This window comes from Micromonospora sp. WMMD998, from assembly GCF_029581235.1.
In the GTDB taxonomy this organism is placed as follows: domain Bacteria; phylum Actinomycetota; class Actinomycetes; order Mycobacteriales; family Micromonosporaceae; genus Micromonospora.
On sequence record NZ_CP120740.1, the window covers coordinates 4,660,804 to 4,677,418 of the forward strand.

Genomic DNA, 16,615 nt, shown 5'->3' on the forward strand with positions numbered 1-16,615 from the left:
CGCGGGCGGTGGGCTGCTCGGACAGCGGGGCTCCGGCGGGTGGCGGTTCGGCGGGTGCCCATGATCCTACTGCCGGTCCTCGGCCCGCGCGGGTGCAGGTGCGCCGCGCGGGCCGACCGCACGCCCGGCTACTCGCGGACGCCGATGTCGTCGATCGGCGGGGTCCGCAGCATCCGCCGGACCGGCCACACGGTGGTCGCCAGCGCCAGCAGCGTCGCGCCGCCGAGCACCGCCACCACACCGAGCGGCGGCACGTACGGCACCGGGTTCCCGGTCAGCGCGTTGACGATCGCGCCGAGGGTCAGCGCCGCGATCGACGCGCCGACGAGCACCGCGGTGCCGAGCAGCCCGACCTGTTCGGCGTGCACCATCCGGCGGATCTGCCGGCGGGTCAGGCCGACCAGCCGCAACAGCGCCAGCTCGCGGCGGCGGGCCAGCGCGGCCAGCACCATCGTGGTGGCCGCGGCCAGCGCCGCGTAACCCACCATCACGCCGATGAGTAGCCGGTTCAACCAGGCGCCGAGCGCCAGATCGGTGCCGATCAGCCGGGTACGGGTGGCCGCGTCGCGCACCTCGCCGCCCGGGTGCCGGGCCGACCAGGCGGCCAGCGCGGCGTCGGCGTCCGGGCCGGCGCGGACCAGGATCTCGTCGACGGTGGCCCCGGCGGTGTGCCCGGCGACCGTCTCCGCCGCCAGCGTGACGTCGCCGAAGCCCAAATCGCGGCCGTAGACCGCGACGACCCGCAGCGTGACCGGCGTGCCGTCGCCCAGCCACAGGTCCACCCGGTCGCCGACGTGCCGGCCGGACGCGGACGCCTGCGTCGTGGACAACGCGACCGTGCCCGCGCCCAGCCCGGCGAGGTCGCCGTCGCGCACCGCGAGGTCCATGGTGGAGGTGAGCCCGGCCGGGTCGACCGCCTGGGCGGCGACCGGCTCGATCCCGTCGAACGCCCGCACCACCACCTGGGTCCGGCGTACCCCGGTGGCCGCCCGCACCCCCGCCAGCCCGCGGACCTCCCCGGCGGCGTCGGCCGGCAGGCCGCCCGGGGCGACGAGCACGCGCTCGGCGAGCGTGCCCGCGCCGCTCTGCGCGACGGTCTGCCGTTCCAGGTTGGTCTGGAGGAACCAGACCGAGCCGCCGAACCCGACCGACAGCACGAGCGCGGTCAGCACGGTCGCCATGCCCCGCGCGTTGGCGCGCAGGTTGGCGGCGGCCAGATAGCCGCTCACCCACGAGGCCCGCGCCAGCACCGGCGTCAGCAGGCGCGCCGCGTACGTGTTCAGCAACGGCGCGAGCAGCGCCACCGCGATGACGAACAGGTAGAGCATGCCGACCGCGCCGGTCAGCGCCGCCGTCGCCCCGGCGCCGCCGAGCGTGAACCCGCCGGCGGCGACGGCCGCCGCCAGCGTCAACCCGCCGGCGACCGGCCGGACCCGACCGACCGGGCGGGGCTCGACGGCGACCTCGCCGAGCGCCTCGACCGGTCTGATCGCGGCGACCCGACGCCCGGCGACGAGCGCGGCGAGCACCGCCACCAGAACCGCCGTGCCGACCGCGGCCGGCACCGCGACCAGGCCGCCGGTCATCGGGAAGCCGGCCGGGACGAACCCGCGGTCGACCAGTTCGCCCTGCACCCAGCCGGCGGCCAGCAGACCGGCCGGCGCGCCGAGGGCGGAGCCGACGAGCGCGAGCAGCGCGGCCTCGGCGACCAGCAGGCGGCGCACCTGGCCCGGCGTGGCGGCGACGGCGCGCAGCAGCGCCAGGTCGCGGCGGCGGTGCCGCACGGACAGCCCGATCAGGCCGGCCACCACGAAGACGATCAGCAGCACCACGTACCCGCCGAACGCCGCGCCGGCCGTGACCAGCAGGGACCGGGCCGCCAGGTTCGGGGTCTGCTCGGCCTCCCCGCGCGCCGCTCCGGCGTACGTCGTCGCGCCGCCCGCCGAGGCGATGCGGTGGACCGCGTCGCGGACCGTGCCGGGGTCGGCGCCCGGCGCCACCCGCACGCCGATCGCGTCCACCCGGCCGGGGCGCGCGGCCAGCCGGGCGGCCTGCGCGTCGGTGAAGAACACCGTGGCGGCACCGGTGTCGGCGACGGCGCTGACCCGGTACGACCGGGCGGTCCCGCCGACGACGAGGTCGAGGCGGTCGCCCGGGGTCACACCGAGCCGGGCGTCGGCGAGCACCTCGTCGTCGGCGCGGGGCGCGACGCCGGCGGCGATCGGAACGCCGGTGAAGGCGTACGTGGCCCAGCCGTGCCCCTCGGCCGGGGGCGCGCCGATCGGCACCCGGTCGTCGCCGGTCACCGCCGCCACGCCGGGCACCTGCCGGATCCGGTCCACCAGGGCGGCGTCCACCGTGCCGCCCTCGGGCAGCGCGACGGTGCTGGTGGCGGTGTCGCCACCGAACTCCTCGATCGTCTGACTGACCGTGCGGTGGGCGACGACCAGGTCGGCGCCCGCCCAGAGCCGGGGCTCGGGCCGGAAACGCAGCCCGGACTCCACGAGCGTGCCCATGGCGACCAGGATCATCACACCGGCGACCAGGGCGAGCAGGGTGGCGGCGGCCGGGCCGGCACGGTGCCGCAGCAGCCGGGCGGCGAGCGCGGTCATCGGGCGGCCCGCCGGTCCAGCGAGGCCAGGTGCTCGGCGATGCGGGCGGCGCCGAGCTGCGGCAGGTCGCCGACGATCCGGCCGTCGGCGAGCACGAGCACGCGATCGGCGTACGACGCGGCGACCGGGTCGTGGGTCACCATCACCACGGTCAGCCCGTGTTCGTCGACGACCGCGCGCAGCAGCGTCAGCACCTCCGCCGCGGTGTGGCTGTCGAGCGCGCCGGTCGGCTCGTCGCAGAAGATCACCTCGGGGCGGGTGGCGAGCGCCCGGGCGATCGCCACGCGCTGCTGCTGGCCGCCGGAGAGGGCCGCCGGCCGGTGGTGCAGCCGGTCGGCCAGCCCGACCCGCTCGACCACCCGCGCCAGCCAGTCCCGGTCCGGGCGGACGGCGGCCAGCCGCAGCGGCAGCACGATGTTCTCCTCGACGGTGAGCGCGCCGATCAGGTTGAACGCCTGGAAGACGAAGCCGATCCGGGTCCGCCGCAGTTCGGTGCGGCGGGTCTCGGACAGGCGCGTGAGGTCGGTGTCGCCGACGAGGACCCGCCCGGAGGTGGGCCGGTCGAGGCCGGCGGCGGTCTGCAACAGCGTGCTCTTGCCGGAGCCGGAGGGCCCCATCACCGCGGTGAAGGTGCCTCGGCCGAACCCGACGTCGACCCCGGCCAGCGCGTCGACCCGGCTGCGGCCGGTCTGGTAGACCCGGGTGAGCTGTTCGACGCGGACGGCCGCGTCGGTGGTCGTCATCGGACTTGTGGTCATCATCCTGGTGGCCTCTCTCCGTGTCCTCGCCGGTGGGGCGAGGACGCACCAGGAACGCTAGGCAGACGGCGGGCCGATCACGATCCCGTGAGCTGCCGGACCCGGGTACAGCCTGCGGTACCGCCGACTGTCGCGCCTGCGGGATCGTCCGCGCCGCGCGGCCGGCCTAGCGTCGACGGTGTCGTCCCGACATCACCGAGCAGGGAGGCCACCATGACTGATCCGTACCGCATCGCCGAGGCCCCGGACGCCACGCCCAGGAGGCCGGGCGGCCGGCTGCGCCCGCTGCTGTGGCTCGCGCTCTTCCTCAGCGCGGCGGCCAACGCGGTGCTGACCAGCACCCTCGACAGCCCGTGGGTGGGCTCCGGGTTCGGTCTGGTGGCGTTGCTCTGCGCGGCGGCGCTGATCGTGCACCACCGCCGGCACCGGTGACCGGTGGTCAGATCGGGAACCGGCCGGTGCACCAGCGCCAGTGCCGGCCGGCGGCCAGGTGGTCCACCACCGCGCGTTGGAGCGCGGTGTGCCGGGGCAGCCGGTGCAGCGGCGTGTCCAGGGTGCGGAACACGAACCGCACCACCTCGACGTCCGCGTCGATGCCCTCCGGCTCCTCGTAGGGATCCAGCGTGAACCGCCGCTGGAACCGGACGATGTTGGAGTCCTCCGGCAGGTATTCGCGGAGCTGCGGGTCGAGCAGCCAGGAGCCGCAGGAGAACTCCGTGTGCGACTCGTCGGGAAAGTGGCGCGGAAAGAACGCGCGGGCCTCGTCGAGCGACGCGTCGATCGCCTCGGGGGCCAACGGCCCCGCCTCGGGGATGTGCAGGCCGATGGTGTCGCCACGCTGGTGCTGCAACCGGCCCAGCTCGTAGATGCCGCCGCGCGCGTGCAGCGTCAACCAGCTCTGCATGACCGGCCAGCCCGCGCCGCCCATCCGCCGGTCGACGGCGAGGTTGCGGCCCAGGTCCGCGAGCGTGGCCCAGGACACCGCGTCCGGGACGCCGTGGTCGCGGTGGTAGGCCCGGACGACGTCGACCAGGGCCAGGTAGGCGTACACGTAGAGGTGCCGCCAGGCGGGACCGCGTTCGCGCGGCAGCGCCGGGCCGGGTGGCAGCCACTCGTGGCCCCCGAGGTCGGCGCGGACCAGGGCGATCGTGCGGTCGAGCAGCCAGCGCAGCTCCGGGGTCCACAGCGGGGAGTCGGGCTCCGGCCAGCCGGCCATGATCTCGTCGGCGTCGTCCGGCGGCACCGCGAGCCGGCGCAGGAGCGCGGGCGCGTCGGCGCGGTCGGGCAGCGGGGCCGACGGCCGGTCACCGGCGAGCCGGCGCACCCGGTCGACCTCCTCGACCGGCGCCCCGAGCCGGACGGCGGTGTCCTCGGCATCCACACCGACGACCCTACCGACGCCGGTGCCGCGGCCCGCCGGCCGGGGGGATCAGGGCCGGACGGCGTCGAGGAGATGCTCCGTCCGGGCCAGGGCCGCGGCCCCCAGCAGATGGGCGGACGCGCCCAGGGAACCGGAGGAGATCCGGACCGAGGCGGCCATCATCGGCGGGGTGTACTGGTCGACCGCCTCCCGGATCCCCGCCGCGATGATGTGCGAGGCGGCGCCCAGGGCGGCGTCGACGACGACGGCCTGGGGGTCGACGAACACCACGAAGTCGGCCACGCGACGGCCCAGGGCGCGGCCGAACCCGCGCAGCGCCCGGATGATCCCGAGTTCTCCGGCGGCGACCGCCGCGTCGAGGTCGCCCACGGTGAAGGTCCGGCCGTGGGCGGCGGCCAGTTCGCCGAGCAGCGCCGGGATGCTCGTGCTCTGCCAGAAGCAGCCGCGGGCCCCGCACTCGCAGAGCTGTCCGCCGTCGTCGGAGTGGAGGTGGCCGATCTCGCCGGCGAGGCGGGAGCCGCCCCGGTGCAGCCGGCCGCCGATGACCAGGCCGGCGCCGGTGCCGTTGGTCAGGGAGATGTGCAGCACGGTGTGCGCGCCGGCGCTGTCCCCGTGGACGGCCTCGCCGAGCGCGGCCAGGTTGGCGTCGTTCTCGCCGAAGACGGGCCGGCCGAGGTGCGCGGCGAGGACGTCCACGGCGGGTCGTCCGTCCCACTCGCGGAAGCGCCGCAGGTGCGACCCGCCGAGCGGGTCCGCGCCGGGCGGCGCGGCGAGCGGAGACCCGCCGGGCGGCGCGGCGAGCGGGGACGGACCGGGGAGGCCGAGAACCGCGAGCGCGATGTCGCGGGGCGTCACCCCGGCCTCGGCGAGGGCCTGATCGAGCAGGCTCAGGGCCGCGCCGGGCGGGGCGGCGTCGGCCGGGCCGGGTACGGCCGCCAGGACCTCGCCGTCGGGCCGCACGACCCCGCCGAGGAAGCCGTGCGCCGAGGCCACGACGACGGCGAGCAGGCCGGGTGAGGTGGCGAGCGACCACGCCCGCGCGGGCCGCCCGCGCGTCGCCCGCTGGACCGGATGTTCCACCACCAGGCCGGCCGTCCGCAGGCGGTGCAACGCGTGTACGGCGCTGCTGCGCGCGACCGGAAGCTCGGCGCAGAGCTCGGCGACGGTGCGTCGCCGGCCGTCGGACAGCGCCCGCAGGACCGCCCGCGCGGTGCCGGTGGCGCCACTGTCGAGGTCCGCGTCGGGGGTCAGTGCCACAGCCGCATTTATAGCTGCTCCACCGGAATGGCGCTATCACCAGCCTCCACTTACGACAACTTCGTCGTAAATAAAGCGCGATGACCAGGCTCTTTTCGTCTATTGATTGTTTCCAGGGTGTTGCGTACCGTCCCTGCCAGGGCGCCCCCTTTCCCAAGCGGCGCGCACCGATCGGAGGGACCAGCAGTGTCGAAGCGAGCATTCCTGAGCGGGGCGGCCGTCATCGCCGGCGTGGCCCTGATCGCCCCCGGCAGTGCCGTCGCCAAGCCGCCCGGCGGGCATGGCGACGGAGTCCGGAACGTCATCCCGATCACGCAGATCCTGTCCTACGGCCAGAAGGTCACGGCCGTCGCGGTCGAATACTCGGCCACGGTGAACCCACGGACGCTGGACGAGGACACCTACACCGTCTCGGACAGCCTCTACAACTTCCGCTTCGACCCGGTCGCGGACCTCACCGACCCGGCCAAGCGAGCGGACCGCACCATCACCGCCGTCTACACCAACGACACGCCGAGTTTGAACGCGGACCGGCAGTCCGACCGCGGCAGGTTCGTGGTCATCGAACTCGACCAGCGGGATCCGGGCGGGAACACCGTCATGGCGACCGGCAACTTCGTGACGATCAACAGCGACCTCCAGACGCGGGTCGTCCAGAACGAGGACGTCCACGCCCAGCCCGGAAAGGCCGGAAAGGGTCACGGCCCCCGGCTGGCCGCGGGCTCCGGCAAGGCGTACCGACCCACCCGACCCGCCGTCAACCTGCTGGCCGACGACTTCGTCTACAAGCGGTTCACCACCACCGGCGGCACGATGATCCCCTACGCCTACCACCTGCCCGAGGGCTACGACCCGGCCAAGCGGTATCCGGTCGTGGTGATCCTGCCCGGACAGGGCATGGGCTTCAACGGAAGCAACGAGGGCGTCCAGGTCGCCGCGGACATTCCCGCCACCGCCTGGCTCCAGGAGAAGTGGACCGGCAGCACCGAGGACGTCATCGTGCTGGCGCCGCAGAACCAGCGGGTCGGCACCGCCGCGGCCCAGGCGGAGGTCATGGTCGAGTTGCTCACCGCGTTCACCGGGCAGTTCGCGGTGGACCAGGACCGGATCTACGCGTCCACGGTGTCGTACGGCTCGACCCTCGCCTGGTCGGCGCTCGCCACCCACCCGGGGCTCTTCGACGGCGCGCTGATCACCGGCGGCTTCGCCGCCAGCGAGGCCCAGGCCACCGCCGTCGCCGCCTCGGCCACGCCGGTCTGGGTCACCCACGGCACCCACGACCACCTGCTCAACGTGGTCACCACCGGGCAGGCCTCCTACAACCGGATCTGGAACGCCTACGTCGCCCTGGGCAAGACCCCCGCCCAGGCCAACGCCCTGATCAAGTACACCGAGTACGCCGACTCGGCGTTCTACGAGCCGGATCACCACCTCGCCGCCGCGCCCACCTACGAGGACCGCACCATCCTGCGCTGGCTGCTCGCCCAGTGACCCCCCACGCCTGACCCGCACCACCACGCCGGCCCCGACCGCTCCCCCCGCGGTCGGGGCCGGCGTGTCACGTCAGCCGGCGGACGCCGCGGCGACCGGGGACCGGAGCACCGCGTCGAGCCAGCGCAGTTGGCGCCGGACGTGCACGGCCTCCCCACCCTCGTGGCCGTTGAACGGGTAGGTGTGCAGTTCCCGGGCCGGCCGGTCGGCCCGGCCGGCGGCGACGCCGTACTGGTCGTGAGCCGCGAGCCCGCCGGCCGGCGGGCAGACGGTGTCGCGCAGGCCGATCCCGAAGTGCGCCGGCGCGGTGGCCCGCCGGGCGAAGGTGACGCCGTCGACGTAGGACAGGGTGCGCCGGACCGCCTCCTCCGCCTCGCGGTGCACGGCGAGATACCGGCCGATCTCACCGTAGGGCGAGGCGTCGGTCAGCTCGATGGCCCGCTGGATGTCGCACAGGAACGGGGCGGTGACGAGGAGCGCGGCCAGGTCGTCGACGAGACCGGCCACCGCCAGCGCGAGCCCGCCGCCCTGGCTGTTGCCGACCGCGACGACGCGGGTCGGGTCGGCGCCGGGCAGCGCGCGGGCCGCGTCGACCGCGCGGACCGCGTCGGTGACCAGGCGGCGGTAGTGGTAGTCCTCGGGGGTCAGGATGCCCCGGGTGGCGATGGTGGGACCGCCGGGCGCGGCGTGCGGATCCGGGGTGTCCCCCGAGGCGTGGAGCCCGGCCTGGCCCCGGTTGTCCACGAGCAGGTGGGCGTATCCGGCCACCGGCCAGGTCAGCCGTTCGCCCGGTAGGCCCCGGCCGCGGCCGTAGCCGGCGTACTCGACCACCGTCGCCGGTGGCGCGGGCACGCCCGCGGGACGGGTGTACCAGGCCCGGACCGGTTCGCCCGCGAAGCCGGCGAATGTCACGTCCCACACGTCGACCAACCGCAGATCGGTGGGCTCCGGCCGGACGTCGACGAGAACCGGCGTGGTCGCCGCGGCGGCGAGGGTGGCTTCCCAGAACCGGTCGAAGTCGGCGGGCTCGACGACTGTCGGTGGGTGCCGTCGGAGGTGGGCCGGGGAAAGATCGATCGACGCTCTTGACACACCAACAACGATACCCATAAATTTCCGAAAGGCTTACGGGGCATTACCGGAAAGTATCGGTCGCGCGCTCCGGACAGGGAGGGTGCGGGTGTTGTCCGAAACCGTGCGGCCGGCGCCCGACGCGCGGCCCGGCACGTCGCCCCGGACGACGCGCGCCCCCGGCCGCCGGCCCGGACGTCCACCCTGGCGGCGGGCCCTGCGCCGGGACTGGCAGCTCTACTCGCTCGCGGTCGGGCCGCTGCTGTTCTTCCTGACGTTCCGCTACCTGCCGATGCTCGGCAACGTGATCGCCTTCCGGCGCTTCCAGCCCGGCGGCAGCCTCTTCGGCGAATACTGGACCGGCCTGCGCTACTTCCGGCTGTTCTTCACCGACCCGACGTTCTGGAGCGTCTTCACCAACACGCTCGTGCTGGGCGCGCTGACCCTGCTGTTCTGCTTCCCGCTGCCGATCGTGCTCGCGCTGCTGCTCAACGAGGTCCGCAGTCGCGTCCTCAAGCGATTCGTCCAGTCGGTGTCCTACCTGCCGCACTTCCTGTCGATCGTGATCGTGGCCGCCATGGTCATGCAGTTGCTGTCGGTGGACGGCACGGTCAACCAGATGGTCGGCGCCGTGGGCGGAAAACCGGTCCAGTTCCTCCAGCAGGCCGAGTGGTTCCGCACGATCTACGTGTCGTCCGAGGTCTGGCAGACCGTGGGTTGGGGCACCATCCTCTACCTCGCCGCACTCACCACCATCGACGGCGACCTCTACGAGGCGGCCCGGATCGACGGCGCCAACCGGTGGCGGCAGACCTGGCACGTCACGCTGCCCGGCATCCGGCCGACGATGATGACGCTGCTCATCCTCAACATCGGCACGTTCATGGCGGTCGGCTTCGAGAAGATCCTGTTGCTCTACAACCCGCTCACCTACCCGACGGCGGACGTGATCTCCACGTACCTCTACCGGGTGGGCATCGTCTCCGGCAACCTGAGCTACGCCGCCGCGATCGGCCTGTTCGAGGCCGTGATCGGGCTGACGCTCGTGCTGTCCGCGAACGCGATCTCGCGACGCACGGTGGGGACGAGCCTGTGGTGACCACGGCCGCCCGCGCACGGGGGCGGGCGAGCCGGCCGCGGGGTCCCCGACCCACCCGGGGCTACCGGATCTTCCAGGCGGTCAACGCCGTCGTCCTGACCGCCGTCGTGGTGGTGACGGTGTATCCGTTCCTCACCATCGTGGCCCGCTCGCTCAGCGACAACGCGTACATCGTCGCGGGTGAGGTCAATCTGGTGCCGCGCGGCTTCAACCTCACCGCCTACCGGGTGGTGATGTCCGACCCGACGTTCTGGATCAGCTACCGCAACACCGTCTTCTACACCGTGGTCGCCACGATCATCTCCGTCGTGCTGACCACCTGCTACGCGTACGTGCTGTCGAAGAAGCACCTGCGGGGCCGCACCGCGCTGGTCGGGATCGCCGTGTTCACCATGTTCTTCACCGGCGGCCTGATCCCCAACTACGTCCTGGTCACCAGCCTCGGGCTGAAGAACAGCGTCTGGGCGATCGCGCTGCCGAACGCCATCAACGTGTTCAACCTGCTGGTGATGAAGGCGTTCTTCGAGAGCCTGCCGGTCGAGTTGGAGGAGGCCGCCGCGGTCGACGGGCTGAACACCTACGGCACGCTGCTGCGGATCGTGCTGCCCCTGTCCAAGGCGATGGTCGCCACCATGGTCCTGTTCTACGCCGTCTCGTTCTGGAACTCCTGGTTCGCCGCGTTCCTCTACATGGACCGGCAGGACCTGCTCCCGGTGACCGTCTATCTCCGCAACCTGCTGGCCGGCGCGACCGACGCCACGCAGACCGGCGGCGGCCTCGGCAGCGCCAGCGACGTCGTGCAGTCCGCCGCCACCATCCAGTCCGTGACCATCGTGCTGACGGTCCTGCCGATCCTCGCGGTCTATCCGTTCATCCAGCGCTACTTCGTCTCCGGAATCATGCTCGGCGCCGTCAAGGGATAGCCGCGCACGCACCGCCTTACCACGGAAGGAACACCATGGTCCAGATGTCCCGACGCCAGGTGCTGTTCGCCACCGGCGCGGCCGCCGTCGTCTCCCTGGCCGGTTGCGGCGACGACGCCCCCGACAAGAAGGACCTCGACCGCAACCGCGCGGGCGCGATGGACAAGTACGGCGTCGGGGACCAGTTCACCGCCAGCGAGCCGCTCACCTTCTCGATCCTCTACAACAACCACCCGAACTATCCGCTCAAGACCGACTGGCTGTTCTGGAGCGAGCTGGCCAAGCGCACGAACGTCAAGCTGGACCCGGTGGCGGTCCCGCTCAGCGACTACGAGCAGAAGCGCAGCGTGCTCGTCGGCTCCGGCGACGCCCCGCTCATCATCCCGAAGACCTACCACCCGCAGGAGAACCAGTACGTCTCCTCGGGCGCCATCCTCCCGGTCAGCGACTACCTCGACCTGATGCCGCACTTCAAGGAAAAGCTGGAGAAGTGGAACCTCCAGCCGGAGATGGACACGCTTCGGCAGGAGGACGGCAAGTTCTACCTGCTGCCCGGCCTGCACGAGAAGCCGTGGCAGGACTACACGCTCGCGGTCCGCACCGACGTCCTGGAGGAGCTGAAGATCCCGTCGCCGACCACGTGGGACGAGGTCTACACGATGCTCAAGGCGATGAAGGCGGCCCATCCGGACCTCTATCCCTTCTCCGACCGGTTCGGCAAGCCCAACCCGGCCGGCAACCTGCTGAACATGCTCGCCCTCGCGTACGGCCTCCAGGGCGGCGGCTGGAACTACCAGCCGACGAGCTGGGACGACAGCGCGGGCAAGTACGTCTTCACCGGCGGCTCGGACCGGTGGCGTCAGGTGGTGGAGTATCTCCACAAGCTGGTCGCCGAGGGGCTGCTCGACCCCGAGACGTTCACCCAGACCGACGACCAGGCCCGCCAGAAGCTCGCCAGCGGCAAGTCGTTCGTGATCAGCGCCAACGCGCAGTCCATCGTGAACGACTACCGCCCGGACAGCGCGAAGCTCAACCCGAAGGCCCGCTTCGGGAAGATCATGTTCCCGATCGGCCCGGCCGGTCCGGTCAATCCGGCGAGCCGGCTGGAGAACGGCGTGATGATCTCCAGCAAGGCCCGGGACAGCAAGAACTTCGTGGCCATGATGCAGTTCATCGACTGGCTCTGGTATTCCGACGCCGGCGAGGAGTTCGCCAAGTGGGGCGTCGAGGGCACCACGTACTCCCGGGACGCCTCGGGCAAGCGCACGCTCGCGCCGGACGTCGACGTGCTCGGGCTCAACCCCACCGGCAGCAAGCACCTCCAGAAGGACTTCGGCTTCTACAACGGCGTCTTCGCCTACGGCGGCAAGCTCGATCTGGTGCAGTCGTTCTTCTCCCCCGAGGAACTGGAGTTCCAGAAGGAGATGAACGCCCGCAAGCCCGCGCCCTGGGTGACCCCGCCGCCCGCGCCGCTCAGCGACGAGGAGCGGGAGCAGACCACGCTGTGGGCCACCGCGCTCAAGGACCACGTCACCGCGAACACGCTGAAGTTCGCGCTCGGCCAACGGCCGCTGAGCGAATGGGACGCCTACGTCGCCGAACTGAAGGGCAAGAACGCGGAGGCGTACACCGAGTTGGTCAACAAGGCGTACGAGCGGTACCGCAAGAACCACGGCTGATGCGGGTCACCGTTCCCGAGCGGCCCACCGGTCGGCTGCCCGGAGCCTGGCGCGCGTGCGTCGGCACCGGGCGGTTCGACCTGGCCCTTCGGCGCGACTATCAGGACTCGCTGGCGCTCGTGCAGCGGGAGATCGGCTTCCGGCACATCCGCGGGCACGGCCTGCTCAGTGACGGCGTCGGGGTGCACCGCCCGTACGAGCACCGGGGCGAACGCCGGGTCCGGCACGCCTTCACGTACGTCGACCAGGTCGTCGACGCGTACCTCGACCTGGGCATCCGGCCGTTCGTGGAGCTGGGCTTCATGCCCTCGGCGCTCGCCTCCGGCGAGCAGACGGTGTTCTGGTGGCGGGGCAACGTCACGCCACCGCGCAGCCTCACCGAGTGGGGCGACCTGGTCCGGGCCACGGTGGCCCACCTGGTCGACAGGTACGGCCTCGACGAGGTACGCGGCTGGCCGATCGAGGTGTGGAACGAGCCCAACCTGACCGACTTCTGGCAGGACGCCGACCGGGCCGCCTACCACCGCCTGTACGAGGTGTCGGCGCACGCGGTCAAGGAGGTCGACGCGGCGCTCCAGGTCGGCGGCCCGGCCATCTCCCCCGGGGCCGACGAGTGGTGGGAACCGTTCGCCGAGTTCGTCACCGACCGCGGGGTGCCCGTCGACTTCGTCAGCCGGCACGCCTACACCTCGGGCCCGGCGCGGCACGTGCCGTTCGGCACCCGGCAGGCGTTGGCCCCGGCGACGGAGTTGCTCGACCAGTTCGCCGCGCCCCGCCGGCACCTGGCCGGGACCGCGCTCGCCGACCTCCCGGTGCACATCACCGAGTTCAACTCCTCCTACCGGCCGGACAACCCGATCCACGACACCGCCTTCCACGCCGCCTACCTCGCGCCGGTGCTGGCCGGCGGCGGGGACCTGGTCGACTCCTTCTCCTACTGGACCTTCAGCGACGTGTTCGAGGAGGCCGGGGTGCCCACCGCGCTGATGCACGGCGGCTTCGGCCTGCTCACCCATCGGCAGGTCAAGAAACCCACCTACCACCTGTACGCCTTCATGGCCCGGCTCGGCGACGCGGTGCTCGCCCGCGGGCCGGACCATCTCGTCACCCGGCACCCGGACGGCCGGGTCGCGGTGCTGGCCTGGGCGCCGGTGGACGTCACCGGCCGGGAGCCGTCGCCCGAGCGGCACACCCTCGCGCTGTCGGTGCCGCTCGGTCCGCCGGGCACCGCGTCGGCGTTCCAACTCCGCTCGTCGGTGAGCGAGGACGCCGGCAACGTCTGGGCGGCCTGGCGGGAGTTGGGCAGCCCGCAGTCGCCCCTCCCCCGGCAGCTCGACGTGTTGCGGGAGACCGCCGAGCCGGCCCGCAGTCACCGGGCCCTGCCGGTCACCGCCGGGCGGGTCGACCTCGACCTGACCCTCGGCCGGCACGAGGTGACCCTCGTCGAGCTGACCCCGGTGGTGGACGAGACCCCGCCGTGGTGGGACGACCGGCTGCTCGACCCGGCCGACGAGCCGGCCGGCGCGGCGCCCGAGGCGCGGCCGTGAGCGACGCGGTGGGGAGCCGGCGGGAGTTCGGCGACGGGCCGTTGTCGCGGGCCGCCGCGGTCGTCTACACGCTGCTCGCGGTGGAGCTGTGGCTGCTGCTCGGCGTGCTGCCCGGGCTGGTCGCGCTGGTGCTGCTCGACCGCGACGCCAGCAACCTTCCCCTGGTCGCGCTCGCGCTGCTGCCGGTCGGCCCGGCCGTCTCGGCCGCCCTGTACACCCTGCGCCACCAGCGCTCCGACCTGACCGACCTGCGCCCCGCCGCCGCGTTCCGCCGGGCCTACCGGGCCAACCTGCCGGGCGTGCTGCGGGTCTGGGCGCCGACGCTGCTGTGGCTGGCCGTCATCGCGGTGAACCTCGCCCACCTGCCCGCCGCGGCCGTACCGGGCTGGTGGGCGGCGCCGCTGGCGCTGGTCGGGGCGGGGGTGGTGCTGGCCGGGGTCAACGCCCTGGTGATCGTCTCGCTGTTCGACTTCCGCACCCGCGACGCGGTCCGGCTGGCCCTGTACTTCCTGGTCCGCCGGCCGGGCGTCACGTTCGGCAACGCCGTGCTGCTGGCCGCGGTCGCCGGCGTCACCGCGGTCCTGTCCGAGGCGGTGCTCGCGTTGCTCGCCGCGCTCGTCGTGCTGGCGCTGCTGCGGATCAACGAGCCGATGATCGACGACGTCCGGAGGGATTTCACCTCGTGAGCGTTCCCACCGGCCAGGCGTCCGCCGACCCCGGCGAGCTGACCTGGCACGCCGCCTGGCTGCCGCCGGAGGCGTTCCGGGCCCTCGGTTCGCGGGACGTGCTGGTGCACGGCGGCGGCCCGCTCGTCGACACCGTCCTCGACGAGGTGACGCGGGCCTGCGCCAGGTACGGCGGCCGGGTCTGGCACTCCCCGCCCTGGGACGTCGACGCCGACCTGGTGCTCGCGTCGCGCGACGACGGTCCGGTGGCGAACGCGGCGGCGGAGGCGGCCCGGCTCCGCGCGACGCCGGCCGTGGACGGCGTCGGCAACGGTTCCCTCGGCGACGAGGGCTTCCTGCTGGCCCGGGTGAACGGCGTGACGGTGGTGCTGGCCGACGCGCCGGCCGGCCTGCTGTACGGGCTGTTCCACGTGGTCCGGCTCGGCGCGGCGGCGTTCGACGACGACCGTCCCGCACGGCGGCACCAGCCCGCCCTGGCCCGGCGGATGCTCGACCACTGGGACAACGTGGCCGTGCACCCGGTGTCGGGTCAGATCGAGCGCGGCTACGCCGGCGGCTCGATCTTCTGGCGCGACGGCGCCGCCCGGCGCGACCCGGCCCGGCTGCGCGACTACGGGCGTCTGCTCGCCGCCTGCGGTGTCAACGCGATCTCGGTGAACAACGTCAACGTGCACGACACCGAGGCGCGGCTGCTGACCGACCGCCTCGACGACGTGGCCGAGATCGCGGACGTGCTCCGCCCGTACGGCGTCCGGGTGCACCTGGCGGTGACCTTCGCCGCCCCGGTGGTCCTCGGCGGCCTGCCCACCGCCGATCCGCTCGACGACCGGGTGCGGGCCTGGTGGGTCGCCGCCACCCAGCGGGTCTACCAGCGGATCCCGGACTTCGGCGGCTATCTGGTGAAGGCCGACTCCGAGGGCCGACCGGGACCGTTCACCTACGGGCGCGACCACGCCGAGGGCGCGAACCTGCTCGCCGACGCGCTCGCCCCGCACGGCGGCGTGGTGCGCTGGCGGGCGTTCGTCTACAACCACCACCAGGACTGGCGGGACCGGTCGACGGACCGGGCCCGGGCCGCCCACGACCACTTCACCCCGCTCGACGGGCGGTTCCGGGACAACGTGATCCTCCAGGTGAAGTTCGGTCCGGTGGACTTCCAGGTGCGCGAGCCGGTGTCACCGGTGATCGCCGCCATGCCGGCCACCCGGGTGGCGGTGGAGTTGCAGGTGACGCAGGAGTACACGGGCCAGCAGCGGCACGTCTGCCACCTCGGCCCGTGGTGGGCCGAGGTGTTGCGGTTCCCGCCGTGGGGCGAGGGCGGCGCAACGGTCGCCGACGTGGTCGCCGGGGACGCCGGTGGCGGCCTGGTCGCGGTCGCCAACGTGGGCGACGACCCGTTCTGGACCGGACATCCGCTGGCCCAGGCGAATCTGTACGCCTTCGGCCGGCTCGCCTGGGATCCCCGGCTGGACCCCGGCGCGATCCTCGACGAATGGATCGAGCTGACCTGGCTGCCGACGACCACCGGCGACCCGGAGCTGGTGCGCCGGACGCTGCACGAGATCATGGACGACTCCTGGCGCACCTACGAGCGCTACACCGCGCCGCTGGGCGTCGGGTTCATGGTCCGCCCCGGACACCACTACGGTCCGGACGTGGACGGGTACGAGTACACCGCGTGGGGCACCTACCACTTCGCCGACCGCGACGGCGTCGGGGTGGACCGCACCCGGGCGACCGGGACCGGGTTCACCGGCCAGTATCCGAAGCCGTGGTCGGACGTGTACGAGTCGCTCGAGCGGTGCCCGGACGAGCTGCTGCTCTTCTTCCACCACGTCCCCTACCGGCACGTCCTGCACAGCGGGCGCACCGTGATCCAGCACATCTACGACACGCACTTCGCCGGCGTCGAGGAGGTGGCGGCGATGCGCCGGCGGTGGCAGGCGCTCGCCGGGGCGGTCGCGCCGGCGGCGTACGAGCGGGTGGCCGAACGCCTCGACGAGCAGTTCCGCAGCGCCGTCGAGTGGCGGGACCAGGTCAACACGTACTTTTTCCGCAAGTCGGGGGTGCCGGACGCCCACGGTCGCCGTATCCACTGACCCCGGACGCGC

The 16,615-nt window shown here is 73.2% G+C and carries 13 protein-coding genes; 8 read left to right on the plus strand and 5 right to left on the minus strand.

What is annotated here, in order from left to right:
- Positions 1 to 128: 128 nt before the first annotated feature.
- On the minus strand, positions 129 to 2,612 hold the full coding sequence (locus O7619_RS21275) for an FtsX-like permease family protein (RefSeq protein ID WP_282282991.1): 2,484 nt from the start codon (positions 2,610 to 2,612) through the stop codon (positions 129 to 131).
- Entirely contained in the window at positions 2,609 to 3,355 is a 747-nt protein-coding gene (locus O7619_RS21280; protein ID WP_282282992.1) for an ABC transporter ATP-binding protein, read from the minus strand. Before O7619_RS21280 ends, O7619_RS21275 begins: the two co-directional genes overlap by 4 nt.
- A gap of 228 nt (positions 3,356 to 3,583) precedes the next feature.
- Between O7619_RS21280 and O7619_RS21285 the strand changes: the two genes are divergently transcribed.
- Complete coding sequence (locus O7619_RS21285; RefSeq protein WP_282282994.1) at positions 3,584 to 3,802, plus strand: hypothetical protein; 219 nt, start codon at positions 3,584 to 3,586, stop codon at positions 3,800 to 3,802.
- Positions 3,803 to 3,809: 7 nt separating this feature from the next.
- Here O7619_RS21285 and O7619_RS21290 read toward each other — a convergent pair whose 3' ends face one another.
- Both O7619_RS21290 and O7619_RS21295 read right to left on the minus strand, forming a co-directional pair.
- A complete protein-coding gene (locus O7619_RS21290) occupies positions 3,810 to 4,751 on the minus strand; it encodes an acyltransferase domain-containing protein (RefSeq protein ID WP_282282995.1) in 942 nt (313 codons plus the stop codon).
- Positions 4,752 to 4,799: 48 nt separating this feature from the next.
- Positions 4,800 to 6,008, minus strand: coding sequence for an ROK family transcriptional regulator (locus O7619_RS21295; RefSeq protein WP_282282997.1), 1,209 nt, complete (start codon positions 6,006 to 6,008; stop codon positions 4,800 to 4,802).
- 186 nt (positions 6,009 to 6,194) lie between these two features.
- On the opposite strand from O7619_RS21295, the gene O7619_RS21300 reads away from it, so the two are divergent.
- Positions 6,195 to 7,499, plus strand: a complete 1,305-nt coding sequence (locus O7619_RS21300; RefSeq protein WP_282282999.1) for a hypothetical protein — start codon at positions 6,195 to 6,197, stop codon at positions 7,497 to 7,499.
- Between the two features lie 72 nt (positions 7,500 to 7,571).
- Here the strand turns inward: O7619_RS21300 and O7619_RS21305 are convergent, their stop codons facing one another.
- On the minus strand, positions 7,572 to 8,609 hold the full coding sequence (locus O7619_RS21305) for an acetylxylan esterase (RefSeq protein ID WP_282283000.1): 1,038 nt from the start codon (positions 8,607 to 8,609) through the stop codon (positions 7,572 to 7,574).
- A 70-nt stretch (positions 8,610 to 8,679) separates the two neighbouring features.
- On the opposite strand from O7619_RS21305, the gene O7619_RS21310 reads away from it, so the two are divergent.
- Genes O7619_RS21310 through O7619_RS21335 form a run of 6 tightly spaced genes read left to right on the plus strand, consistent with a single transcriptional unit; the run spans position 8,680 to position 16,603 of the window.
- Entirely contained in the window at positions 8,680 to 9,669 is a 990-nt protein-coding gene (locus O7619_RS21310) for an ABC transporter permease subunit (protein WP_282283002.1), read from the plus strand.
- A complete protein-coding gene (locus tag O7619_RS21315) occupies positions 9,666 to 10,592 on the plus strand; it encodes a carbohydrate ABC transporter permease (RefSeq protein ID WP_282283003.1) in 927 nt (308 codons plus the stop codon). Before O7619_RS21310 ends, O7619_RS21315 begins: the two co-directional genes overlap by 4 nt.
- Positions 10,593 to 10,636: 44 nt before the next feature.
- Positions 10,637 to 12,271, plus strand: a complete 1,635-nt coding sequence (locus tag O7619_RS21320; RefSeq protein ID WP_282283004.1) for an extracellular solute-binding protein — start codon at positions 10,637 to 10,639, stop codon at positions 12,269 to 12,271.
- Positions 12,271 to 13,818 (plus strand): xylan 1,4-beta-xylosidase, encoded by a 1,548-nt coding sequence (locus O7619_RS21325; RefSeq protein WP_282283005.1) that lies wholly within the window; start codon positions 12,271 to 12,273, stop codon positions 13,816 to 13,818. Before O7619_RS21320 ends, O7619_RS21325 begins: the two co-directional genes overlap by 1 nt.
- Entirely contained in the window at positions 13,815 to 14,504 is a 690-nt protein-coding gene (locus tag O7619_RS21330) for a DUF624 domain-containing protein (protein ID WP_282283006.1), read from the plus strand. The genes O7619_RS21325 and O7619_RS21330 overlap by 4 nt, the downstream gene beginning before the upstream one ends.
- Positions 14,501 to 16,603: an alpha-glucuronidase gene (locus O7619_RS21335; RefSeq protein WP_282283007.1), complete on the plus strand. Its 2,103-nt coding sequence runs from the start codon at positions 14,501 to 14,503 to the stop codon at positions 16,601 to 16,603. The genes O7619_RS21330 and O7619_RS21335 overlap by 4 nt, the downstream gene beginning before the upstream one ends.
- Positions 16,604 to 16,615: the final 12 nt, after the last annotated feature.

What these genes read in the sequence shown, in the direction of transcription:
- O7619_RS21275 (WP_282282991.1), bottom strand. Translation starts at nt 2,612, where the DNA reads ATGACCGCGCTCGCCGCCCGGCTGCTGCGGCACCGTGCCGGCCCGGCC.
- O7619_RS21280 (WP_282282992.1), bottom strand. Translation starts at nt 3,355, where the DNA reads ATGACGACCACCGACGCGGCCGTCCGCGTCGAACAGCTCACCCGGGTC.
- O7619_RS21285 (WP_282282994.1), top strand. Translation starts at nt 3,584, where the DNA reads ATGACTGATCCGTACCGCATCGCCGAGGCCCCGGACGCCACGCCCAGG.
- O7619_RS21305 (WP_282283000.1), bottom strand. Translation starts at nt 8,609, where the DNA reads ATGGGTATCGTTGTTGGTGTGTCAAGAGCGTCGATCGATCTTTCCCCG.
- O7619_RS21320 (WP_282283004.1), top strand. Translation starts at nt 10,637, where the DNA reads ATGTCCCGACGCCAGGTGCTGTTCGCCACCGGCGCGGCCGCCGTCGTC.
- O7619_RS21325 (WP_282283005.1), top strand. Translation starts at nt 12,271, where the DNA reads ATGCGGGTCACCGTTCCCGAGCGGCCCACCGGTCGGCTGCCCGGAGCC.